This is a genomic window from Kitasatospora sp. NPDC051853 (assembly GCF_044452665.1).
In the GTDB taxonomy this organism is placed as follows: domain Bacteria; phylum Actinomycetota; class Actinomycetes; order Streptomycetales; family Streptomycetaceae; genus Kitasatospora.
Map to the genome: position 1 here is coordinate 345,747 of NZ_JBITBY010000002.1, position 21,404 is coordinate 367,150.

Below are 21,404 nucleotides of genomic sequence, written 5' to 3' on the forward strand. Positions count from 1 at the left end.
AGCACCCGCCCCTCTTCACTTCCCTCCCCCTCCCCCGGACAAGGTGACGCATGCCCAGTTCTCCCGACGCCGCGAGAACGACCGGCGCCTCGCTCAAGAAGGTCGTCGGCGCCAGCCTGATAGGCACCACCATCGAGTGGTACGACTACTTCTTGTACGGAACGGCCGCCGCGCTGGTCTTCAACAAGGTCTTCTTCCCGAACAGCGACCCGCTGACCGGCACCCTGCTCTCCTTCCTCACCTACGCCATCGGCTTCGCCGCCCGCCCGCTCGGCGCGCTGGTCTTCGGCCACTACGGCGACCGGATCGGCCGCAAGAAGCTGCTGGTGCTGAGCCTGCTGCTGATGGGCGGCTCCACCACCCTGATCGGCGTGCTGCCGACGTACCACCAGATCGGCGTGGCCGCACCGCTGCTGCTCACCGCGCTGCGCCTGGTGCAGGGCTTCGCGCTCGGTGGCGAGTGGGGCGGCGCGGTGCTGCTGGTCTCCGAGCACGGGGACGCGCAACGCCGCGGTTTCTGGGCCTCCTGGCCGCAGGGCGGCGCCCCGGCGGGGAACCTGCTGGCGGCCGGCGTGCTCTCGCTGATGACCGCCGTGCTCCCGGACGAGGCCTTCGTCTCCTGGGGCTGGCGGGTGCCGTTCCTGCTCTCCGCGCTGCTGGTGATGGTCGGCCTGTGGATCCGGCTGGCGGTGGACGAGTCCCCGCTGTTCCAGCAGGCGCTGGCCGCCGCCGAGGCCCGCAAGGCGCAGGCCCCCGAGCAGCCGCCGCTGGTCGCGGTGCTGCGCCACCACTGGCGCGAGGTGCTCACCGCGGTGGGCGCGCGGATGGCGGAGAACATCTCCTACTACGTGATGACCACCTTCGTGCTGGCCTACGCCGTCGGCCACGTGCACCTGCCCAAGCAGACCGCGCTCAACGCGGTGCTGATCGCCTCGGCGATCCAGTTCGCGCTGATCCCGCTCTTCGGGGCGCTCTCCGACCGGGTCGGGCGCAAGCCGGTCTACCTGGTCGGCGCGGTCGGGGTCGGCGTCTGGGCCTTCGTCTTCTTCGGCCTGGTGGACACCAAGAGCTTCGGCTCGCTGCTGCTGGCGGTCACCATCGGGCTGGTCTTCCACTCGGCGATGTACGCCCCGCAGGCGGCCTTCTTCTCCGAGCTGTTCGCCACCCGGATGCGGTACTCCGGCGCCTCCATCGGCGCCCAGTTCGCCTCGGTGGCGGCCGGCGCCCCGGCCCCGCTGATCGCCACCGCCCTGCTCAAGGACCACGGCAGCTCCACCCCGATCTCGGTCTACGTGGCGATCGCCGCGGTGATCACCGTGATCGCGGTGCTCTGCGCCAAGGAGACCCGCGGCCGCGACCTGGCCGAGGTCGGCACCGCCGAGACCCCGACGCTCGCGAAGGTCTGATCCGCCCTCAGGACGGCCGGTACCGCTTCGGTACCGGCCGTTCCGCACCCGGCAGAGAACTGGCACGATGGCCCGCACCATGGACGACCCGCCCCTCCCCACCAGCGCCGCCGCCCTCCGGCGGCTGCTCGACCTGCTCGCCTCCGGCGCCGCCACCGAGGACTTCGGCGAGGTGCTCGCCGAGGCCCGCCGCCGCGGTGCCCCGGCGGCGGTGCTGGCCGAGATCGACGACGCCACCTGGCTGGCCCTGCGGGTGCACCGGACGCTCCGTCAGCACCGGCGCCGGGAGGCCGAACTGACGGCCCTCTTCGACACCGCGGGCGACCTGGCCGCCTCCCGCGACCTGGACTCCGTGCTGCAGGCGATCGTCCGCCGGGCCCGGATGCTGCTCGGCACCGACACCGCCTACCTGACCCTGCCGGACCCGGCCGCCGGGGACACCTACATGCGGGTCACCGACGGCTCCGTCTCCGCGCTCTTCCAGAACCTGCGCCTCAGCCTCGGCGACGGCCTCGGCGGCCTGGTCGCGCAGACCGCCCGCCCGTACGCCACCCCGGACTACCGGACCGACGAGCGCTTCCACCACACCGGCACCATCGACGCGGGCGTGCTGGACGAGGGCCTGGTCGCCATCATCGGCGTGCCGCTGCTGCTCGGCGGCCAGGTGATCGGCGTGCTGTTCGCCGCCGACCGCTCGGCCCGGGCCTTCTCCCCCGACGAGGTGGCCCTGCTCTGCACCCTGGCCGCGCACGCCGCCATCGCCCTGGACACCGCCAACTCCCTGGCCGAGACCCGGGCCGCACTGGCCGAGCTGAACGCCGCCAACGCCGTCATCCAGGCCCACTCCGAGGCCGTCCAGCGCGCCGAACGGGCCCACGACCGGCTCACCGACCTGGTGCTGCGCGGCGCCGAGGTCCCGGACGTGGCGGCCGCCGTGGCCACCCTGCTCGGCGGCGAGGTCGGCGTGTACGACGCCGAGGGGCTCGTCCTGGCGGGGCGTGCGCCGGGACCTGACGGACTGTCGGAGCTCGCCGCCGCCTCGCGCGCCGAGGGACGCGCCGTCCGGCACGGCGACGCCTGGATCTGCGCCGTGCTGGCCGGCCAGGAGCCGCTCGGCGCCATCGTGCTGCTCGGCCGCCCCGGCCTGGACGACGCCGACCGCCGCCTGTTCGAACGGGCCGGGGTGGTCACCGCCCTGCTGCTGCTCCTGCGCCGCTCCGTCGCCGAGGCCGAGAACCGGGTGCGCGGCGAACTGGTCGCCGACCTGCTCACCGCCCCCGGCCGCGACCCGGCCGGCCTGGTCGCCCGCGGCCGCCGCCTCGGCGTCGACCTGGCCCGTCCGCACCTGGTCCTGGTCGCCGCCGTCCCGCCCGCCTCCCCGCCCGCCGACCGGGCCCGGCTGGCCGGGGCCGCCTCCCGCTACCTGTTCGGCGCGCGCGGCCTCAGCGCGGAGCACGGCGAGGCCGTGGTGCTGCTGCTCCCCGACGAGGGCTCACCGAGCGCCGGCGAGGCCGCCGCCCAGGCCGCCGAACGCCTGGCCCGGCTCACCGGCACCCCCGTCACGGTCGGCGCCGGCCGGGTCGCCGCCGGTCCGGTCGAACTGGCCGCCGCGTACGGGGAGGGGCTGCGCTGCGTCCGCGCCCTGCGGGTGCTCGGCCGCGAGGGGGACGGCGCCTCCGCGGCCGACCTCGGCTTCCTGGGCGTCCTGCTCGGCGACGGGCACGACGTGGCCGCCTTCGTCCGGGCCACGCTCGGGCCGCTGCTCGACTACGACGCCCGGCGCGGCACGGAGCTGGTCCGCACCCTGCGCTCCTACTTCGACTGCGGCGGCAGCCTCACCCGCGCCAAGGACGAACTCCACGTCCACGTCAACACCGTCGTCCAACGCCTCGACCGCGTCGAGGTCCTCCTCGGCCCGGACTGGAACCACCCCGAACGCAGCCTGGAGCTCCAACTCGCGCTCCGCCTGCAACTCTTGGCACGGGATTAGCCGCTCAGGGGCGCGAGGAACTGCGCTCGGGGGAACGGCACCACCTGCAACTGGCTCTCGTGCCCCGATCTCACGCTGGTCCGCCTTCCGCTTCGCGCAGTTCCTCGCGCCCCTGGGTCGCTGCCCTGCCGGGCGCCGGTCACCAGCCACCACCGGCGTACAGTGGCGTGGTCGGTTTTGACGCCTGGCAAGGAGCAGCGGTGAGCGAGCACGTACGGTTCGTGCACATGGGCATAGGCGAGCGCTCGGTCCCCTACGAGGAAGCCTGGGCCGAGCAGCAGCGGCTGCACGAGCTCCGGGTGGCCGACGAGATCCCCGACACCGTGCTGCTGCTGGAGCACCAGCCGGTGTACACCGCGGGCAAGCGCACCAACCCCGAGGACTACCCCCTCGACGGCACCCCCGTGGTGCAGGTCAACCGGGGCGGCGAGATCACCTGGCACGGCCCCGGCCAGCTGGTCGGCTACCCGATCGTGAAGCTGCCGGACCCGATCGACGTGGTCGCGTACGTGCGCCGGCTGGAGGAGGCGCTGATCCGCGCCTGCGGCGAGGTCGGCATCGCCACCACCCGGGTCGAGGGCCGCAGCGGCGTCTGGAAGCTCGGCGAGGAGATCCCGGGCGCGGTCGTGGACCCGTCCGAGGTGGTCGAGATCGGCAAGCTGACCCTGCGGATGGGCCTGCCGCTCGGCATCGACCCGCGCCTGGCCGGCCCCGAGTACGCGCCCTCCAACGCGGGCCAGCGCGGCGACGACCGCAAGCTGGCGGCGATCGGCGTCCGGGTCGCCCGGGGCGTCACGATGCACGGCTTCGCGCTCAACTGCGACCCCGACATGACATGGTTCGACCGGATCGTGCCCTGCGGGATCCGGGACGCCGGGGTCGGATCGATCAGTTCCGAACTGGGCCGCGACTTCGGCGTCGCCGCAGCCCTGCCGGTGGTGGAGCGGCACCTGCGCGAGGTGCTGGCCGAGCTCCCCGAGCCCGCGCTGGCCCGCTGAGGCCGTCGCCACCCCCTCCCGCGCGGGAATGCCACCCGGCCGTCACGCGCTGTCGTCCCTGCGAATACAGGGCCCGAGCCCGGTGAAAGCCGCACAAGCACAGGCGTACCCTAGGGGTACCCCGTCTAGTTCTAGGAGTCGCACGTGTCCGCTGTCGCGCCCGACGGCAGGAAGCTCCTCCGCCTGGAGGTCCGCAACAGCGAGACCCCCATCGAGCGGAAGCCCGAGTGGATCAAGACCCGAGCGAAGATGGGGCCGGAGTACAACGCCCTCCACTCGCTGGTGAAGAAGGAGGGGCTGCACACGGTCTGCCAGGAGGCCGGCTGCCCCAACATCTTCGAGTGCTGGGAGGACCGCGAGGCCACCTTCCTCATCGGCGGCGACCAGTGCACCCGCCGCTGCGACTTCTGCCAGATCGACACCGGCAAGCCCGCCGACTTCGACCGCGACGAGCCGCGCCGGGTCGCCGAGTCCATCGTCACGATGGACCTCAACTACGCCACCATCACCGGTGTCGCCCGTGACGACCTGGAGGACGGCGGCGCCTGGCTGTACGCCGAGACCGTCCGCCAGGTGCACGCGATGACCGCCGGCCGCGAGGCCGGCCGTACCGGCGTCGAGCTGCTGATCCCGGACTTCAACGCCGTGCCCGAGCAGCTGGCCGAGGTCTTCTCCTCCCGCCCCGAGGTGCTCGCGCACAACGTCGAGACCGTGCCCCGGATCTTCAAGCGGATCCGCCCGGCCTTCCGCTACGAGCGTTCGCTGGACGTCATCACCCAGGCCCGCGCGGCCGGGCTGGTCACCAAGTCCAACCTGATCCTGGGCATGGGCGAGACCCGCGAGGAGGTCAGCCAGGCGCTGGCCGACCTGGTCGGGGCCGGCTGCGAGCTGATCACCATCACCCAGTACCTGCGCCCCTCGGTGCGGCACCACCCCGTCGAGCGCTGGGTCAAGCCGCAGGAGTTCGTCGAGCTCCAGGAGGAGGCCGAGGAGCTGGGCTTCGCCGGCGTCATGTCGGGCCCGCTGGTCCGCTCCTCGTACCGCGCCGGGCGGCTGTACCGGCAGGCGCTGGAGCACCGCGAGCGCGCGGCGGTCTGATCGGACGGACGGCGGGAGGCCGGGGCGAGCGCCCCGGCCTCCGGCCTTTTCATCGGGCTTTGACCGTTCGGTCACCGCCCGGCAACACAGGAGGGGGAGGCTGGGAGCATGCAGAAGAAGACCGGAGTCCTGGTTTACGCACTGCGTCGCACCGAGCGGGTGCTGCTGGCCGGCGGCCAGCTGAGGGCCCGCCGCAACGCCTGGTCGGCCGTCGTGGAGAACCGGCAGCACGCCGCGGACCGCGCCGAGGTGGCCGGGCTCTTCCCCGCCGAGGCCGACGGGCAGCGCCGCCACGCCTGACCTGGGCGGTCGTGGGGCACCTCCCGAGCGCGCGCCGAGCACACCCCGAGCACCCGCGGGGGGCGCGTCCGGGTTGCAGTTTGGGGGCGCCCTTGGATATCCCGAGCTCCCGCCACGTACCATGAGCGGTATGGCGAGGCAAACATCCGAAACCCCTGGGCGGCTCAAGCAGATCCGCCAGGCGTACATCATGACCAAGAAGGTCGACACCAAGATCGGCCTGATCATCGCGGCCGTCGGTCTGCTCACCTTCGGCGTGTTCCTCGCCATCGGCTTTGCGATCGACCACCCGATCTACCTGGGCATCCTCGGCTTCATCGTGGCCTTCCTGGCCATGGCGATCGTCTTCGGGCGTCGCGCCGAGCGGGCGGCCTTCGGCCAGATGGAGGGTCAGCCGGGCGCCGTCGCGGCCGTGCTGAACAACATCCGCCGCGGCTGGAACGCCAACCCCACCCCGGTCGCGGTCACCCGCAACCAGGACGCGGTCTACCGGGCGATCGGCCGCCCCGGCATCGCGCTGATCGGCGAGGGCAACCCGAACCGGGTGCGCGCCCTGCTGGCGGCGGAGAAGAAGAAGATGTCCCGCGTGGTCGGCGACATCCCGGTGCACGACATCGTGGTGGGCACCGGCGAGGGCGAGATCCCGCTGAAGAAGCTCCAGGTGCACCTGATGCGCCTGCCGCGCGCCATCACCCCGAGCCAGGTCACCGAGACCAACGACCGCCTGCGCGCGCTGGGCGACCTGCTCTCCAAGGCGCCGATCCCCAAGGGCCCGATGCCCAAGGGCGCACGGATGCCCAAGGGCGGCCAGGTCCGCTGACCGCTCCCCCCGTCAACGCCACGGCCCCGCCGCGAGACTCTCGCGGCGGGGCCGTTCTCTTGGCGCCGTGGGGCTCAGATCCGGACCTCGACGGTGCGCACGGCCTTGTCGTGCAGCCCGCGGGTGTCGCGGTCCCAGACCGCCGCCGGGATCACCAGGAAGAGCAGCACGGTGCGCAGCAGCACCTGCGGAATGGTCACCCGCCCACCGTCCAGCCGGACGATCCGCAGGCCGAACAGCCGCTTGCCGACCGTCGTCCCGGTGGTGCTCAGGAAGAGCACGGTGACGACGAAGAGCAGCGGCGTCGTCCACATGTTGGCCGATCCCGCGTCGCCCTTGGCGATCAGCCCGAACGCGACCAGGCTGCACAGCCCGCTGTCCACGAACAGCGCGCCGAGTCGCCGACCGGGGCCGGCCAGCGAGCCGGGGCCCTCCTGAGGCAGCCCGAGGCGCTCACCCCGGTACCCGAAGTCGGCGCCCATCTTCTCGGCGGCGGCCTTCGGTCCGTCGATCCACGATCCCAACGCTTCTCTGGTGTCCACGAATCCACACTATCCGGGCAGTCCCGGCGATCTTCGGGCCCCTCCCCCCGAGCGGGTGAATCGCCGTCGGCGGCCTTCCGTGAGTGGTCTGGACCACTTGTCGGGCAGGCGCCGTTCGCCGGTGGCGTTTTGCCCGGAACCGTACGCCTTTGACTCCCACTTGAGCAGGCCGGTTAACATTCAGGAAACGAAAGGGTCACCAACCGGAAACGCCCGATTCCTACGGTTGACTCCAAAACGCGCTCGCTGAGGAGGATGGATGTTCAACAACGCCGCCGAGGTCAAGCAGTACATCGCGGACAACGACATCAAGTTCGTCGACGTGAGGTTCTGCGACCTGCCGGGCGTCATGCAGCACTTCTCCGTGCCAGCGGCGACCTTCGACCCGTCCGAGACCCTGATGTTCGACGGCTCGTCGATCCGCGGCTTCCAGGCCATCCACGAGTCCGACATGGCGCTCGTCCCCGACCTGGCCACCGCCCGGCTGGACCCGTTCCGCAAGGACAAGCACCTCAACATCAACTTCTTCATCCAGGACCCGATCACCGGCGAGGCCTACAGCCGCGACCCGCGCAACGTCGCCCGCAAGGCCGAGGCCTACCTGGCCTCCTCCGGCATCGCCGACACCGCCTACTTCGGGCCCGAGGCCGAGTTCTACGTCTTCGACTCGGTCCGCTTCGAGACCAGCGCGAACGCCTCGTACTACCACATCGACTCCGAGGCCGGCGCCTGGAACTCCGGCTCCGAGACCGGTGACGTGCGCGGCTACAAGGTCAAGTACAAGGGCGGCTACTTCCCCACCCCGCCGGTCGACCACTTCGCCGACCTGCGCGCCGAGATGTCGCTCGAACTCGCCGCCGCCGGGCTGGAGGTGGAGCGCCAGCACCACGAGGTGGGCACCGCCGGCCAGGCCGAGATCAACTACAAGTTCAACACCCTGCTGCACTCCGCCGACGACCTGATGCTGTTCAAGTACATCATCAAGAACGTGGCCTGGCGGAACGGCAAGACCGCCACCTTCATGCCCAAGCCGATCTTCGGCGACAACGGCTCCGGCATGCACGTCCACCAGTCCCTGTGGAGCGACGGCTCCCCGCTCTTCTACGACGAGCAGGGCTACGCGGGCCTCTCCGACACCGCCCGCTACTACATCGGCGGCATCCTCAAACACGCCGCCTCGCTGCTCGCCTTCACCAACCCCTCGGTGAACTCCTACCACCGCCTGGTCCCCGGCTTCGAGGCCCCGGTCAACCTGGTCTACTCCCAGCGCAACCGCTCCGCCGCGATCCGCATCCCGATCACCGGCTCCAACGCCAAGGCCAAGCGCATCGAGTTCCGCGCGCCCGACCCGGCCTCCAACCCCTACCTGGCCTTCTCCGCCATGCTGATGGCCGGCCTCGACGGCATCAAGAACAAGATCGAGCCCCTCGAGCCCGTCGACAAGGACCTCTACGAGCTGGCCCCCGACGAGCACGCCTCCGTCCCCCAGGTCCCCAACTCCCTCGGCGCCGTCCTCGACGCCCTGGAGGCCGACCACGAGTACCTCCTGGCCGGCGGCGTCTTCACCCCCGACCTGATCGAGACCTGGATCGACTACAAGCGCACCCACGAGATCGCCCCGATCGCGCTGCGCCCGCACCCGCACGAGTTCGAGCTCTACTACGACCTGTAGGACGATGGCGATCGACGCCACGCGGGAAACGAGGGTGCCGCCCGGAAGGGCGGCACCCTCGTCAGCGCGAGCGGGCTCAGCGCTGCTTTCCCTTACGTTCCAGGATCACGGTGCGGGGAGCGGCGGGAACCTCCTCCTCGGCCTCGGGCTCAAAGAGCCCCGGGACGGTTCCGCGCATCGTCCGCACGTAGTCCGGCAGGTCGAAGATCCGCGTGCTGCGGTCGGCTCCCGGGATTTCCTTCAAGTGCCCCGTGATGTCGCGTGCGACGCTCGCTCCGCCCCGTTCGGTGAGGACCACCAGCGTGCCGTGGATCCGGTCGAGCCAAGTGCCCCCGGGTGGGCGACGCTCGATCCCGGCCTGCCAGCGCTCCTCGCTGCCGGGCTTGCCCTGCGGGAAGCCGAATGCGTACGACCAAGGGACGGCCTTGGACAGGTGCTCCACGATCGAATACCTGGATCTTCCTCCGGCATCGCTGATCTGTTTGACTTCACCGCTCGGGGCGATGGCGCAGCCGTAGTGCCTGGGCTCGACATGACCACACTCGTCGTACTCCTTCCGATTGGGGCAGGCGTTCCAATGCGCCGGCACCGCCCAGTGGGTTCCCTCGTGGAAGGTTCCTTCCGGCCAGCCGTTGTAGAACACGTGGAACGGGAACCTGCCCTCAGCCGGATCACAGCCGCGGATCAGCTTGTCGTACTGCCTGTTTCCAGCATCGCCGTGCCGTAGTTGGTCGTACGTGTCGTCGGCGTAGGCGCGCTTGGCCTGCATCCGGACGCAGAGCCATCCCACCTCGTCGTCGCCGATCCACCACTCCCAGTCGGCACCGGTCTTCGCCTCCTCCGAGACCGAGCTCTGCCAGATCAGCAGACCGGGCACCCTGTCCCGCAACGCGGCCAGGTTGTTGTCCGAGGCGCTCGTCTCGTCGTAGCGGTGCCCTGGAAGCCGACCGGATTCGAACCTGCCCCACGTGTCCAACGCGATGTCGTCCATCGCGGCGCACAGCGCCTTCAAGGTCCCTACCGCCATGGCCACCGCCTCCTTCCCGCCGCAACCAGCATGCGTCAGAGCTTCGTTCAGCGGGAAGGCAAGTCGGGCGACGGCAGACTTGGGGGTGGCAGGTCTCGGGCTCACCACCGACCGCCCCGCTCCGAAGCCCTCCCTGCACCGCCCGGCTCTGCGGTGGATCGTCCGTCAGCTGCCGACGATCACGTCCCGGTGAAAGGTCGAACCGCACTTCGAACACTTCAGGCGCGAGGCTACGCCCACCAGGCCCCGGGCAGCTGCGTTTCGGCCCAACCATTACGAAACAGCCGTGATGTCCTTCGTGAGTGGGTTCCCGCAGGCCAGCGACCTGATCGTCATTGCCTGGCGGAGTCAGTCGGCTTGGCGTCAACTCGTCTGCGCTCATGGGGTGCTCGCTGACCTGCGCGGATGAGCTGCCGAGCAGATTCACCATTAATCAACCTGACCTGAAAGCGCCACTCCACAGAAATCTCCTGCATGCCATGACCACGGCTCGCGAGACCCCCAGCGCCATCCGGGACCTTACTGCTGTCGGTGCCGGTGGCTACCGTGCCGACGTGACTGAACTCAAGGTTGTGGCACGGTCGTTGGTCGAGGGCGGGTGCTCGGTGGAGCGGCTGGTGTGTCATCCGCGGCTGCCATTGGTGGCCTGTTGGGACTCGGAGCGCCCGGCGGTACGCCTCTGGGACTGCGGCGGGCAACAGTTGCGGGAAATCGGGGTCGTGGGGGCCGAGGCGGAGGGGTACGGCGAGGCCGTCGGGTGGGACCGGATGGAGCTGACGCCGGCTGCGGCGTGGCATCCGGAGCAGGCGCTGCTGGTCGTGGCTACGGCGGAGGGGTTGTGGAGGTGGACTCCTGACGGGGCGTCTGCCGTGGGCGACGGCGCCTCCTACCGCTGCCTGGCATTCAGTCCCGACGGCCGCGCTCTGTGGGCCTCACCGTCGTGGCGCGAAGGGAGCGAGGACTGGGAGAGCTCGGACGTGATCGACCTCGGCTCCGGGGCCGTCAGCACGGGGCCGGGATGGGACACCGGAGTTGCGGCGCATCCCGGAGGCGGGCTCGTGGCCACCCTGGTCAGCGACCAGGGAGCCACCTACTGCCTCTTCGCCCGCGTCGGCAACGGCGACGGCGTCGCTCCTACCGCGATGCGGCGGCTGCGGCACGCGTTGATCCTGGACTGCGACGGCTACGAGACTCCCGTCTTCAGTCCGGACGGGCGCCATTTCGCGATCCGGGGCAACGCGTACGGCAACTATGTGGAGGTCTTCGAGTTCCCCTCGCTCCGGCGTGTTCTGTCCGCGGCCCTGGGCGACCCGAACCCCGGCTACCCCTATCCGCAGGAGTGGCTCGATCAGATGGCGTCCTGGTCGAGGCACAATCTCGCCTTCGCCACGCGCCCGGGCAGGCTCTGGATCGCGGCGCCCGGCGGCGCCCTTCTCGAAGTGGACGTCGAAACCGGTGACACGACCGACCACAGCGGCCCGCCCGGGTCCTGCCTGACCACGCTCACGGTGACTCCGCCCGGTGAACTCCTCGGCGCCACCGACGACGGCCGGTTGCTGCTCCTCTCCGTGCTCGCCGACCCCACCGCGACGACCGGCGACGCCCCGGACAACCACGAGCTCGCCGGGGCGGCAGTAGCCGCGTTCCTGGCCGCCACCTCCGAGCTGTCCGCCGACGCCGACCTGGAGTCCGGCCTCGTCGTCACCGACGGAACCCGCAGCTGGGAAGCCGATGACCTCGAAGCGGTGACCGAAGCCGACTCGACGGACCCCACCTGGCTGCAGCTCCGCGCCGCCGTCAACAAGGCCTTCGCCGAGGACACGTGATCGGCTCCCACCTGCCCGGGTGTCGGCCAGGACCCGGCCGACCGGGCTGACGTGCACCGCTCGCACGGAGGCGGCCCGCACGTTGCGTACGGAGGACTTGCTCAGGAAGGGTGCTGACGGTGGGTCACTGGGCCCACGGCAGGACTCGGGTGCCCTCGGTGCCGGGGACGGTGGCGACGCCGTCCGCGCGCATGGCGACGTGGGCCCGGGCGTCCTGCGGGGCGTGGACCCGGCGGAGGAGGCCGGGCGGTAGGACGAGGGTGTGGCCGGTCGGGAGGGTCTCGGTGCGGTCGGAGTGGGTGATCTCCAGTGCGCCGGCGGTGACCGTCCAGACCTGCTCGCGGCTGACGGTGTGCTCGGGGCTGGTCTGACCGGCCGTCATGGTGACGGTCCAGGTGCTGAGTTCGGCGCTGCCGCGGCTGGGGGCGGCGAGGCCGGCCATCCGGGCGTTCGGTGTTTCGGTGACGTGCTCGGCGGCGGGGGCGATCACGTGGGCCGTGGGCCGGGCCGGCTCGGCGGCGTCCGCCGTGGGGGTGACCCACTCGACCAGCTGGACGACGACGCCGTTGGGGTCGGTGAGCTGGAAGAGCCGTTCGCCCCAGGGCTCTTCGTGCAGCGGGAGGGTGATCGGGGCGCCGGCCTCGCGCAGTCGCCGTTCCTCCTCGTCGAGGCCGGTGACGGTGAGCGCGAGGATCAGCCCGGTGGCCCGCCGGTGGCGCTGCTCGGGTGGGAGCACCTCGGTGCCGGTGCGCAGCAGGACGACGTCGGCGGCGGCGTCCTCACGGTTGAGCGAGACGAAGCCCTCGGCGGCGACGGCGACCCGGTACCCGAGGTGGGTGCAGAGGAAGTCGCGGGAGGCGTCCACGTCGTCGACGGTGAGGGACACGGTGGTGGTGGTGACGTTCAGGGGTGCTCCTGATCTAGGTCTACTCGGGCTAACTTTGCGACGGGCGTAACTTTAGAACGGGCGCACGGAGTAGGGCAAGCATAATTTTGCGCCGGGGGTAAGATTTGCTCCGTGACGACCGAGACGGGACTCCGCGAGTCCAAGAAGCGGGAGACCAGGCAGCTGATCTCCGACTGCGCGACCAGGCTCTTCATCGAGCAGGGCTTCGAGCGGACCACCATCGCCGAGATCGCCGCCGCCGCCCGGGTGGCCAAGAAGACGGTCACCAACTACTTCGCCCGCAAGGAGGACCTGGCCCTCGACCGCTACGAGGAGTTCACCCAGGGCCTGGCCCGCGCGGTCGCCGGGCGCGGACCGGCGGAGGTGCCGCTCGACGCCGTCAGCCGGGCCTTCCGGGCCGCCCTGATGGCGCACGACCCCGCGGTCGGCTTCACCGGGCCCGCGTTCGCCCGGATGATCGCCGACAGCCCGACCCTCACCGCCCGGATCCGTGAACTGCACGACCTGCGCGAGGAGGCCCTCGCCGGTGCCCTCGCCGACGCCGTTCCGCAGGGCACTCCGCCGATCGTTCCACGGGCCGCCGCGGCGCTGATCGCGGCGGCGGACCGGCTGGTGTTCCACCGCATCCAGGAGCTCACCCTGGCCGGGCGCGCCGACGAGGAGATCGTGGCCATGCTCCTCCCGGAGACCGACCACCTGCGCGCCCTGCTCGTCGCCGCCGACGCGGTCGGCGACGGGGTTGGCGGCGGGGTCGGCGACGGCCCGGCCGACACCTTCCGGTGAGCCCGCCGCGGGGACAGGCGCACGCCCCCCGCGCTCCGTACCCGCCCCGCCCCGGCCTCCACGCCCCGGCCCGTCCGGCCTACATCGCTGGGTGGAACGGAGCCCCGGACCCGTGACCCCGGTCGGCGGGCGGTAGTTGGACCCGGCGTGACAGAGCCTGCGCATACCGGCCCCCTGCCCGTGGCCCCCCTCCCGTGGACGGCGGTCCAGCCCCTGCTCGCCGCGTTGACGGCGGCCGGGGTCCCGCTGCGGACCGGCGACCTGGAACAGCTGAGACGCGCGGCGGTGATCGGCCCCGAGTTCGCCCGGGTCCTCGCCCGGTGGATCCGGGACGCCCACGCGGGGGCGGCGACGGGGGCCGCCCCCGCGCCGCTGCCGTCCGCCCCGGTACTGCGGAGCATCGCCCCCCGCGCCGAGCGGCCCGCGCTCGGCGCGGCGCCCCCCGTCGTCCGCGACCTGCAGGCCTCCTGACCGACCGCACCCCCACCTCGACCGACGGACCGGACATGCCCCTGATCAACGAACCTCGCCGCCCCCGGGGCGAGTTGGCGCACCCCTCGGCGCACTCCTCGGCGCACTCCTCGACCCACCCCGCCCACCGGCCCGGTGAGCCCTCGGAGCACTCCGAGGCCTCCCTGACGACCGGTCACCGGGCCGCGGCCCAGCTGCTCGGGCTGCGCGAGGTGGCCCTGCCGGCCGCCGTGGTCGCCGCCGCCGACCTGCTGTTGGACGACGCGCTGCGGAGCGAGGACCCCGTCACCCGGGAGGCCGCCGCCGTCACCCGGGGGAGGCTGCGGGCCGCGCTCGGTCAGCCCTGACTCCCCTGGCGGCGGGGGCGGTTCAGGCGGCGGGCTGCTCGCCGAGCAGGACCGCGTTCAGGGCGGCCCAGTCGAGTTGGCCGTCCAGTTCGCCGACCGTGCCCGCGTCCAGCAGTTCGCGGGCGGCGCGCTCGGCGAGGGAGTACGCCGCTTCGGCGATCGAGGAGCCGGCGCTGACCCGGGCCGCCCCGGCGGCGGCGTACTCGGGGACGGTGAGCGTGCCGGGGCCGATCAGCACGTTCACGGGGACGTCCGACGCGGCGACCAGGGAGCGGAGTTCGGCCGCGTCGAGGGCGCTCAGGACGAAGACGCCGTCGGCACCGGCGGCGGCGTAGGCGTGCGCGCGCCGGACGGTCTCGTCGAGGCGGTCGCCGCCGGGCGGCAGGCGGTGGGTGTCGATGCGGGCGTTGAGGTAGAGCGGGATCCCGGCCGCGTCGGCGGCCGCGCGGGCGGCGGCGATCCGCTCGGCCTGTTCGGCGACGGGACGCAGGCCGTCCTCCAGGTTGACCCCGACGGCGCCGGCCTCCAGGACGCCGGTGACGGTGCGGTGGACCCCTTCGGGTTCCTCCGCGAAGCCGCGTTCGATGTCGGCGGTCACCGGCAGGTCGACGGCGGAGGCGATCCGGGCGACGGCGGCCAACCCCCGTTCGCGGTCCAGCCGTCCGCCGTCGGCGGCACCCAGGGACCAGGCCACGCCCGCGCTGGTGGTGGCGACGGCCCGCGCTCCGGCGCGCGCGACCAGGAGCGCGGAGGCGACGTCCCAGGCGTTCGGCAGGACCAGCGGACGGCCGGGCACGTGCAGGGAGCGGAAGGCCCGGGCCTTCTCGAGGAGTGTCGGCATGCGGGCATTCCATCACGCGGCCCGGGAGTGACCACCGTCACCGCCGCGGGGGCCCGCCGGCAGACCCGACCGAAACCTCCACATCGGCGCCCGAGAGCGTTTCCACGCCGGTCGGAGCCGTGCGCGCCGGGGATGCGGGCCGTTCCGTGTGCTGACGAGCGGTCAGGCGATGTCGACAAATCGGTTCACCGGGCACCGAGTTGACCTTACCCACGAGTAAGGGCGGGTCGGCCCGGGTTGATTGACCGGCTTCAAGGTGATTCGATACGGCCCATGGGGAGGAATCGAGGCGCCATCTGCTCGCTGAGCACGGTGAAAGCGCTCTCAGATGCGCGCGACGGCCAGGTGCTGATCCGCAGACCGCAGGAGCGGGACGCCGACACACTGCTGGCCGGATCGCGTGACCCGCTGGTGCGCGAGTTCATGCAGGGCATCCTGACCCACACCGACCGCGAGTCCGCCGTCCGCTGGATCACCGAGGTGGCGCCCCGGCTCTGGGACGCCGACCGGGCCGCGTACTTCGCGGTGACCCTGGTGGCCGAGGGCGGCCCGGAGGACGGGGGCGACGACGGTGACGCCCCGGAGGACGCGGACGGCCCGGCGGACGTGGACGGCCCGACCCAGGAGGGCGGGCCCGCGGTCGGGTTCGCCGAACTGGTGGACCTGAGACCCGAGGAGGGCGCGGCCGAGGTCTCGATCTGGCTGCTCCCCGAGCACCGGCGGATGCGCACCGCGGCCTCCGCGATGCGGCTGGTCTGCCGCTTCGGCTTCGAGGAGCTGGGGCTGCGGCGGATCGACGCCTACGCCGCCGCCGAGAACATGGGGGTCCAGGTCGTCGGGGCCTCCATCGGCTTCCGGCGGACCGGTTTCCGCCCCGCGCTGTTCCGCAGCTCCCGCACCCAGGAACTGCACGACGCCGTCTACGCGACCCTGGTGCCCGAAGACCTCTGCTGAGCAGAGCAGCAGGTCTCCGGCACGGGCCGCTCGCACCGCGAGGTGCACCGGTCAAAGCACACCGACCCGGGCACCGGGAAGCGCAACGAGAAGTGCACCGATAAGTGCGCGGTCCGTTCGGCGCACGTTCGCTCCACGCACGTTTGGTCCACGCACACTTGCTCTACGCACACTTGATCTACGCGCATCGCGCGGCTGGTTTGTCCATGTACCAGGGCTGGGGGTTCGGAAGATGTCGGCACCGGTGGAGTTCTCGGTCGGCGGGGAGCAACTGCCGGGAGGCAGGCTCGAACTGACCCTCGATCAGGCGGGCGCGCTGCGGGTGCGCCACCACAACGGCGGCACCGAGGTGGTGCGCACCGCGACGGTGGACCCGGCGGTGCCCGCCCGGGTGCTGAACGCGCTGCGCGGCACCGCGCCCGGGGCCGGCGGCGGTGCCGCCGAGGCCCGGCGGCTGGTGGTCGGCGAGCTGGCCTGGGCGGACGGGACCGACACCCCGGTGCCCGGCATCGCCCGGCTGCTGGAGGCCCTGGCCGGCCAGCTGATCCGCCCGGAGGCCCCGGCCCAACTGCCGGGCAATCTCGTTCAGTTGGCTGCCGTCGACCCGGCCGAGGCTCCCCCGACGGCCGCCATCGGCACCGTCGCGGGCCGCCCGGCCTTCGCGCTGGCCGTGGCCGGCCGGGGCTTCGGACTGGCCGAACTGGCCGACGGCGGCGGCTCCCTGGGCGACTCGGACGAGGAGGCCGGGCTGCTGCCCACCGCCGTCGCACTGGGCCGGGTCGACGAGCGCGACCTCTTCGCGGTCGGTGCGCAGGACGGTGCCGTCCAGGTCTGGGACGCGACCACCGGCGCACTGCTGCACGGGACTTCGGGCGGCGAGGGCGCCCAGGTGGTGGCCGCCGCGGTGGTCGAGGGCGTGCCGCTGGCCTTCTCCGGCGGCCGGGAGGGCGAGGTCCGGGCCTGGCGGGCCGGGGACGGCAAGGGCCTCGGCCTGCTCGCGGTGAACGGCCGGGGCGCCACCGCCCTGGTGCACGCGCACTGCGCCGGGCTCGACCTGGTGGCCGCCGCCGGTGGCGACGGCACCATCCGGGTCTGGGACGCGGCGGCCGGCGCCCGGCTGCACCTGCTGGTGGGCCACACCGAGCGGGTCACCTCGCTCGCCGTGCTCTCGCTGGGCGACCAGGCGGTGCTGGCCTCCGGCGGCGTGGACCGGGAGATCCGTCTCTGGGACCTGGCCACCGGCGAGCCGCTGGCCGTGCTGGTCGGCCACTCGGCCACCGTCACCGGCCTGGCCTTCACCGAGCTGGCGGGTGAACCCGTGCTCGCCTCCTGCGCGTTGGACGGCACCGTGCGCACCTGGGACGTCTACCGCGGCACCGGCCTGAACGGCTGGGCGACCGGCGGCGTCTGGCTGACCGCGCTCGCGGTGGTCCGCGGGAGCGGGGGCCGCGGCGGGAGCGACGACGGGGGCAGCGCCGGCGCGGCCCTCGCGGTGGGCGACGAGCGCGGCCGGATCCGGCTCTTCGACCCGGCGGACGGCACCGCACTGGCGACCTGGGAGCCGACCGGCCCCGCCACCGGCCCCCGCCCGCTGAACACCCTGGCCGCCGCAGCGCTCGCGGACGGCAGCCAGGTGCTGGCCGCCGGGTACGGCGACGGCACCGTACGGCTCTGGGACGGCGGCGTCGAGCGGCTCCAACTCGCCGAGGACGGCGGCTCGGTGAGCTCCGTCGCGGTGACCGAGGGCCTGCTGGTCTGCGGCACCGTCACCGGGGCGGTGCGCTGCCACCGGCTGTCCGACGGCGCTCCGCTCTCGGTGCCCACCCCGCACACCGGCCCGGTGACCTGCCTGGCGATCGGGGAGACCACCCTGGTCTCCGGCGGCGCGGACGGCGTGGTCCGGGTGCGCGGTGCGCTGGACGGCGCGCCGCTGCTGCGGCTGGCGGCCCATCAGCAGGGCGTCACCGCGCTGGCGATCGGCCGGCAGCCCCGGCCGCTGCTCGCCACCGCGGGCGGCGACCGCACCGTACGGATCTGGGACGCCGCCACCGGCGCACCGGGCCCGGTGGTGGGCGGGCTGGCCGCACCGGTCGCGGCGCTGGCCTTCGCCACCCACGCCGGGCGTCCGGTGGTGCTGGCCGGGACCGCCGACGGCGCCGTCCGGGCCTTCGACGCGGAGAGCGGGCAGGCCGTCACGGAGCTGACCGGGGGTGCGGCGCGGGTGCGCACGCTGGTCTGCCAGGAGATGGACGGCGAGGCGCTGGTCGCCGCCGGGGACGAGCGGGACACCGTACGGCTCTGGCACCTGGGCAGCGGCACGCTGCTGAACGAGGCGCCGCTGGACCGCGCGCCGCTGGCGATCTCGTTCACCGAGACCGGCCTGTACGTGGTCGGGCCGGGCGGCGCTGTCACGCTCTGACGCCTGGTCAGACGCAGTGGTGCAGTGGGAAGTTGATGGCCGGCGGACTGGGCCGCCGGCCATCGGTGGGGCAACGAGCGAGGGGTGGAGATGGCAGAGGGGAAGAAATTCCGGGTCGACCTGGAACAGGTCGAAGCGGCGGCGAAGATGATCCAGACGATGCTGGACGACCTGGAGGGGCCGACCGCCCAGCTGAAGGCGGCGGTCGACCAGATCAAGCCGACGGTCTACGGGACCGACCGGCTCGCCAAGTCGCTGACCGGGGCCACGGGTTCGGTCGGTGGTCTGGCCGACCACCAGAAGCAGGTGCTGGACGGCATCCAGAAGTTCCTCGCCAACAGCGCCCAGGTGGCGGCCAACCTGCGCACCGTGGTCGCCAACTACCGCAGCACGGACGAGTCCAACGCGCTCTCGCTGCGGGCCATCGAGGGCGCGGACGCGCCCATCGCCCCGGTCAAGCCGGATCCCCGGGACAAGCCGGTCACGGTGGTGGTCGCGGGCGAGACCGGCGGCCCGGTCACGGCCGACTCCAGCTTCGACTCGGCCGCCGCGCCCACGCTCGACTACAACTCCTGGGAGGACCCGGAGCCCCCGCCGCCGCACCCCTCCGGTGGTAGCGGCCCCAAGGTCGCCTGACCCCTGCCCGAGTCGACCCTCGCTGAAGGACGGACAACACCGTGATCCAGCTGCCCCCCGACCTGGCAGAAGTGCTCAAGGTCATCCAGAGCAACGAAGACGGGAAGGCCATCGTCTTCCCGGACGCCAACGAGGACCTGATCGGCGACCTGGCCCTCGCCTGGGAGAAGTGGAACACCTTCGCCGAGACCCGGGTCGGCGCCATCGTGGCCAACGCCAAGCTGGCGATGGAGGCCATGGAGGGCGAGGCCGCCGAGAGCTTCGCGGGCTACCTGCGCAAGTTCTGCGAAGGTGACGGCTCGCACGTCTCCACCACCGTCACGGCCGCGAACGCCATCGCGCAGTCGCTGCGCGGCGCGATCGAGGCGGTCACCCAGACCAAGAACGAGATGATCCGCGAGCTCCAGTACACGAAGGAGTACATCGAGGACAACCCGGCCGGCAAGAACGACGACATCGCCAAGTCCGAGGGCATCAAGGAGGCCGTGGCCACGTACAACACGTACGTCGGCCAGGTCGGCACCAACGTGGACTCGATGCTCCGTCAGGGCTCGGGCCACTTCCAGGCGATGACGGCGGCCGCCGAGGTCGCCTCGCTCACCGGTGGTTCGGGCGGCGGCGGTGGCCAGGGCGGGCCGTCCGGGCCGCCGCGGACCGGGCTGGACGGCGTCACCGGCGTCAACGCGCCCAACACCCTGCAGACCGGCATCACCATGCCCGGTGCGCAGGCGCCCGCGCCGGTGGACATCCAGGGCTTCAACCCGGGTGGCACGGTACCCGGCGGACTGCCCGGGGGCGGTGTTCCCGGCATGCCCGGCGGCTCGGCGGGCGGACCGGGCGGTGGCCCCGGTGGCGCGCCCGCGCTCCAGCCGTTCAAGATGCCGACCGCGCAGGCGCCGACGCCGTTCAGCAGCACCCTCGGTGCCGGTGGCCGTGGGCTCAACACCGGTGGCCCGGGCGGCGGTTTCGGCGGTGGTGGCACCGGCGGGTCCTCGCTCGGCCCGGACGGCAAGCCCTCGTTCAAGCTGCCGTCGGTCGGCGCGCCCGGCGGTCTCACCCTGGCCGGGCACCAGCCGCCGAACACCGACGGCACCCCCACCGGGCAGCTGCGGCCGATGACGTCGCTGCGCCCGTTCACCCCGGGCGGTTCCGAGCCGGGCGGCATCGGCGGCATCGGCGGCTTCCCGCTCGGGAGCCGCGGCGGCACCGGCAGCACCCCGCTCAGCCCGCTGACCGGCCGCCCCGGCGGCCTGCCCGGCGGCACCCTGCCGGGCCGTGGCACCACCTCGCCGTTCAGCCCCGGCGGGCGGGCGCCCGGCTCGATCACCGGTTCCGGCGGCCCCGGCGGCAGCCGCGGCGGATCGGGTCTCGGCGGTTCCGGTCTCGGCGGCGGCGCCCGGGTGGGCGGCGCCGGCGGCGGTGCTTCCGCGCTCGGCGGCTACAACCCCGGCGGCGGACGGTCCGCAGGCGGCCTCGGCGGGGCGGGCGGCGCCCACCCGCTCGGCACGCCGACCACCGCCGGTGGTGTCGGCGGACGCGGCGTCGGCGGGGCGGGCGGCAGCGGTCACGGTGCGGGCGGAGGCGTCGGCGCCTCCGGCGCGGGCGCGGCGTCCGCGCGCGGTGCGGCCGCCGGCGGCATGCCCGGGATGCCCGGCATGGGTGCCGGCGCGGGGGCCGGGGCGGCCAAGTCCGGCTCGCGGTTCGTCCGGCCCACCCGCTTCGGCGTGGAGGAGGACGAGGAGGAGACGGTGGCGCTGCGCGACGCCGGCATCCTCGGCCAGGCCGTCCACCACGATCCGCAGGACCGGCACTGGCAGCGGATGCGGCAGCGCTGGGTCGAGGAGTCGGGCATGGCCCCGGCCGCCGAGCCCGTGCACACCGCCGTGGCCGGCGTCGGACAGGAGGCCCCGGCGGGCGGCGGCGATCTGATGAGCCAGTTCGCGGCGGCCGTGCTGGGCCCGGAGGGCGCGAGTGCGCTCAACGCGCCCGCAGCGTCGGGTGATTCGGGGTCGGGCGGCGACGCCACGGCCACGGCCGCTGCGGCCGGGACCACTTCCGGCGGCTCGGGGTCGTCCTCCACCTCCGAGGACGCCTACCTGGAACGTGCCCGCTCGGTGGCCGAGCGGCGCGGCCGCACGGACGAGGACGCGCCCACCCTCGAACCCGCCACGGCAACGACCGCGCCCGCCACGCCGGTTGACGGTCCGCCGCCGCTCCGTGAGGAGGAGGGCTTCCAGGTGCCTTCGCCGTTCATGCGGGCGGCGCTGGCGCGGCTGGCCACCTCGGGGGGCTTCCCCGAGGGCAGCGGTGAGGCCCCCGCCGCCGGGACCGGTACGCCGGGTGCGGCTGCCGGCCAGGGACGCTGAG

19 protein-coding genes are annotated in these 21,404 nt (G+C 73.1%); 15 read left to right on the forward strand and 4 right to left on the reverse strand.

Features of this window, described 5'->3' with window-relative positions; genetic code table 11:
* The first annotated feature begins 50 nt into the window (after window positions 1-50).
* From ACIA8O_RS06365 to ACIA8O_RS06390, 6 genes are all read left to right on the forward strand, one after another.
* Complete coding sequence (locus ACIA8O_RS06365) at window positions 51-1,406, forward strand: MFS transporter (RefSeq protein ID WP_396292398.1); 1,356 nt, start codon at window positions 51-53, stop codon at window positions 1,404-1,406.
* Between the two features lie 79 nt (window positions 1,407-1,485).
* Window positions 1,486-3,396: a helix-turn-helix domain-containing protein gene (locus ACIA8O_RS06370; RefSeq protein ID WP_396292399.1), complete on the forward strand. Its 1,911-nt coding sequence runs from the start codon at window positions 1,486-1,488 to the stop codon at window positions 3,394-3,396.
* Between the two features lie 227 nt (window positions 3,397-3,623).
* Entirely contained in the window at window positions 3,624-4,394 is a 771-nt protein-coding gene (gene lipB, locus ACIA8O_RS06375) for a lipoyl(octanoyl) transferase LipB (protein WP_396292943.1), read from the forward strand.
* 144 nt (window positions 4,395-4,538) lie between these two features.
* Complete coding sequence (gene lipA / locus ACIA8O_RS06380; RefSeq protein ID WP_396292400.1) at window positions 4,539-5,492, forward strand: lipoyl synthase; 954 nt, start codon at window positions 4,539-4,541, stop codon at window positions 5,490-5,492.
* Window positions 5,493-5,600: 108 nt separating this feature from the next.
* The gene (locus ACIA8O_RS06385; protein WP_396292401.1) at window positions 5,601-5,792 is read left to right on the forward strand and encodes a hypothetical protein; all 192 of its coding nucleotides are present in this window, start codon (window positions 5,601-5,603) and stop codon (window positions 5,790-5,792) included.
* A gap of 130 nt (window positions 5,793-5,922) precedes the next feature.
* A complete protein-coding gene (locus ACIA8O_RS06390; RefSeq protein ID WP_396292402.1) occupies window positions 5,923-6,612 on the forward strand; it encodes a DUF4191 domain-containing protein in 690 nt (229 codons plus the stop codon).
* 74 nt (window positions 6,613-6,686) lie between these two features.
* Here the strand turns inward: ACIA8O_RS06390 and ACIA8O_RS06395 are convergent, their stop codons facing one another.
* Window positions 6,687-7,154, reverse strand: coding sequence for an RDD family protein (locus ACIA8O_RS06395; RefSeq protein WP_396292403.1), 468 nt, complete (start codon window positions 7,152-7,154; stop codon window positions 6,687-6,689).
* A gap of 259 nt (window positions 7,155-7,413) precedes the next feature.
* Between ACIA8O_RS06395 and glnA the strand changes: the two genes are divergently transcribed.
* The gene (gene glnA, locus ACIA8O_RS06400; protein ID WP_396292404.1) at window positions 7,414-8,826 is read left to right on the forward strand and encodes a type I glutamate--ammonia ligase; all 1,413 of its coding nucleotides are present in this window, start codon (window positions 7,414-7,416) and stop codon (window positions 8,824-8,826) included.
* 76 nt (window positions 8,827-8,902) lie between these two features.
* On the opposite strand, the gene ACIA8O_RS06405 is transcribed toward glnA, so the two are convergent.
* Entirely contained in the window at window positions 8,903-9,853 is a 951-nt protein-coding gene (locus tag ACIA8O_RS06405) for a DUF6615 family protein (protein ID WP_396292405.1), read from the reverse strand.
* Window positions 9,854-10,407: 554 nt separating this feature from the next.
* Between ACIA8O_RS06405 and ACIA8O_RS06410 the strand changes: the two genes are divergently transcribed.
* Complete coding sequence (locus tag ACIA8O_RS06410) at window positions 10,408-11,679, forward strand: hypothetical protein (protein ID WP_396292406.1); 1,272 nt, start codon at window positions 10,408-10,410, stop codon at window positions 11,677-11,679.
* Window positions 11,680-11,803: 124 nt separating this feature from the next.
* On the opposite strand, the gene ACIA8O_RS06415 is transcribed toward ACIA8O_RS06410, so the two are convergent.
* Window positions 11,804-12,565: a VOC family protein gene (locus ACIA8O_RS06415; protein WP_396292407.1), complete on the reverse strand. Its 762-nt coding sequence runs from the start codon at window positions 12,563-12,565 to the stop codon at window positions 11,804-11,806.
* Window positions 12,566-12,697: 132 nt separating this feature from the next.
* Between ACIA8O_RS06415 and ACIA8O_RS06420 the strand changes: the two genes are divergently transcribed.
* The 3 genes from ACIA8O_RS06420 to ACIA8O_RS06430 all read left to right on the forward strand — a co-directional run bounded on the left by ACIA8O_RS06420 (window position 12,698) and on the right by ACIA8O_RS06430 (window position 14,187).
* Window positions 12,698-13,369 (forward strand): TetR/AcrR family transcriptional regulator, encoded by a 672-nt coding sequence (locus ACIA8O_RS06420; RefSeq protein ID WP_396292408.1) that lies wholly within the window; start codon window positions 12,698-12,700, stop codon window positions 13,367-13,369.
* Window positions 13,370-13,549: 180 nt separating this feature from the next.
* The gene (locus tag ACIA8O_RS06425) at window positions 13,550-13,840 is read left to right on the forward strand and encodes a hypothetical protein (protein WP_396292409.1); all 291 of its coding nucleotides are present in this window, start codon (window positions 13,550-13,552) and stop codon (window positions 13,838-13,840) included.
* A gap of 35 nt (window positions 13,841-13,875) precedes the next feature.
* Window positions 13,876-14,187, forward strand: coding sequence for a hypothetical protein (locus tag ACIA8O_RS06430; RefSeq protein ID WP_396292410.1), 312 nt, complete (start codon window positions 13,876-13,878; stop codon window positions 14,185-14,187).
* A gap of 22 nt (window positions 14,188-14,209) precedes the next feature.
* Here ACIA8O_RS06430 and ACIA8O_RS06435 read toward each other — a convergent pair whose 3' ends face one another.
* Window positions 14,210-15,028: an isocitrate lyase/phosphoenolpyruvate mutase family protein gene (locus ACIA8O_RS06435; RefSeq protein ID WP_396292411.1), complete on the reverse strand. Its 819-nt coding sequence runs from the start codon at window positions 15,026-15,028 to the stop codon at window positions 14,210-14,212.
* 273 nt (window positions 15,029-15,301) lie between these two features.
* Between ACIA8O_RS06435 and ACIA8O_RS06440 the strand changes: the two genes are divergently transcribed.
* From ACIA8O_RS06440 to ACIA8O_RS06455, 4 genes are all read left to right on the forward strand, one after another.
* A complete protein-coding gene (locus ACIA8O_RS06440; RefSeq protein WP_396292412.1) occupies window positions 15,302-15,982 on the forward strand; it encodes a GNAT family N-acetyltransferase in 681 nt (226 codons plus the stop codon).
* 232 nt (window positions 15,983-16,214) lie between these two features.
* Window positions 16,215-18,401, forward strand: a complete 2,187-nt coding sequence (locus tag ACIA8O_RS06445) for a hypothetical protein (RefSeq protein WP_396292413.1) — start codon at window positions 16,215-16,217, stop codon at window positions 18,399-18,401.
* 90 nt (window positions 18,402-18,491) lie between these two features.
* On the forward strand, window positions 18,492-19,037 hold the full coding sequence (locus tag ACIA8O_RS06450) for a WXG100 family type VII secretion target (protein WP_396292414.1): 546 nt from the start codon (window positions 18,492-18,494) through the stop codon (window positions 19,035-19,037).
* A 41-nt stretch (window positions 19,038-19,078) separates the two neighbouring features.
* Window positions 19,079-21,403 carry a hypothetical protein gene (locus ACIA8O_RS06455; RefSeq protein ID WP_396292415.1) on the forward strand — a complete coding sequence of 775 codons (2,325 nt, stop codon included), beginning with the start codon at window positions 19,079-19,081 and terminating at the stop codon, window positions 21,401-21,403.
* The last annotated feature ends 1 nt before the right edge of the window (window position 21,404 follow it).

Bases quoted from the DNA above. Each gene is read 5' to 3' on its own strand.
- lipB (WP_396292943.1), top strand. From the start codon at position 3,624: ATGGGCATAGGCGAGCGCTCGGTCCCCTACGAGGAAGCCTGGGCCGAG.
- ACIA8O_RS06390 (WP_396292402.1), top strand. From the start codon at position 5,923: ATGGCGAGGCAAACATCCGAAACCCCTGGGCGGCTCAAGCAGATCCGC.
- ACIA8O_RS06435 (WP_396292411.1), bottom strand. From the start codon at position 15,028: ATGCCGACACTCCTCGAGAAGGCCCGGGCCTTCCGCTCCCTGCACGTG.
- ACIA8O_RS06385 (WP_396292401.1), top strand. From the start codon at position 5,601: ATGCAGAAGAAGACCGGAGTCCTGGTTTACGCACTGCGTCGCACCGAG.
- ACIA8O_RS06440 (WP_396292412.1), top strand. From the start codon at position 15,302: ATGGGGAGGAATCGAGGCGCCATCTGCTCGCTGAGCACGGTGAAAGCG.
- ACIA8O_RS06370 (WP_396292399.1), top strand. From the start codon at position 1,486: ATGGACGACCCGCCCCTCCCCACCAGCGCCGCCGCCCTCCGGCGGCTG.
- ACIA8O_RS06450 (WP_396292414.1), top strand. From the start codon at position 18,492: ATGGCAGAGGGGAAGAAATTCCGGGTCGACCTGGAACAGGTCGAAGCG.
- glnA (WP_396292404.1), top strand. From the start codon at position 7,414: ATGTTCAACAACGCCGCCGAGGTCAAGCAGTACATCGCGGACAACGAC.
- ACIA8O_RS06430 (WP_396292410.1), top strand. From the start codon at position 13,876: ATGCCCCTGATCAACGAACCTCGCCGCCCCCGGGGCGAGTTGGCGCAC.
- ACIA8O_RS06405 (WP_396292405.1), bottom strand. From the start codon at position 9,853: ATGGCGGTAGGGACCTTGAAGGCGCTGTGCGCCGCGATGGACGACATC.
- ACIA8O_RS06445 (WP_396292413.1), top strand. From the start codon at position 16,215: ATGTCGGCACCGGTGGAGTTCTCGGTCGGCGGGGAGCAACTGCCGGGA.
- ACIA8O_RS06365 (WP_396292398.1), top strand. From the start codon at position 51: ATGCCCAGTTCTCCCGACGCCGCGAGAACGACCGGCGCCTCGCTCAAG.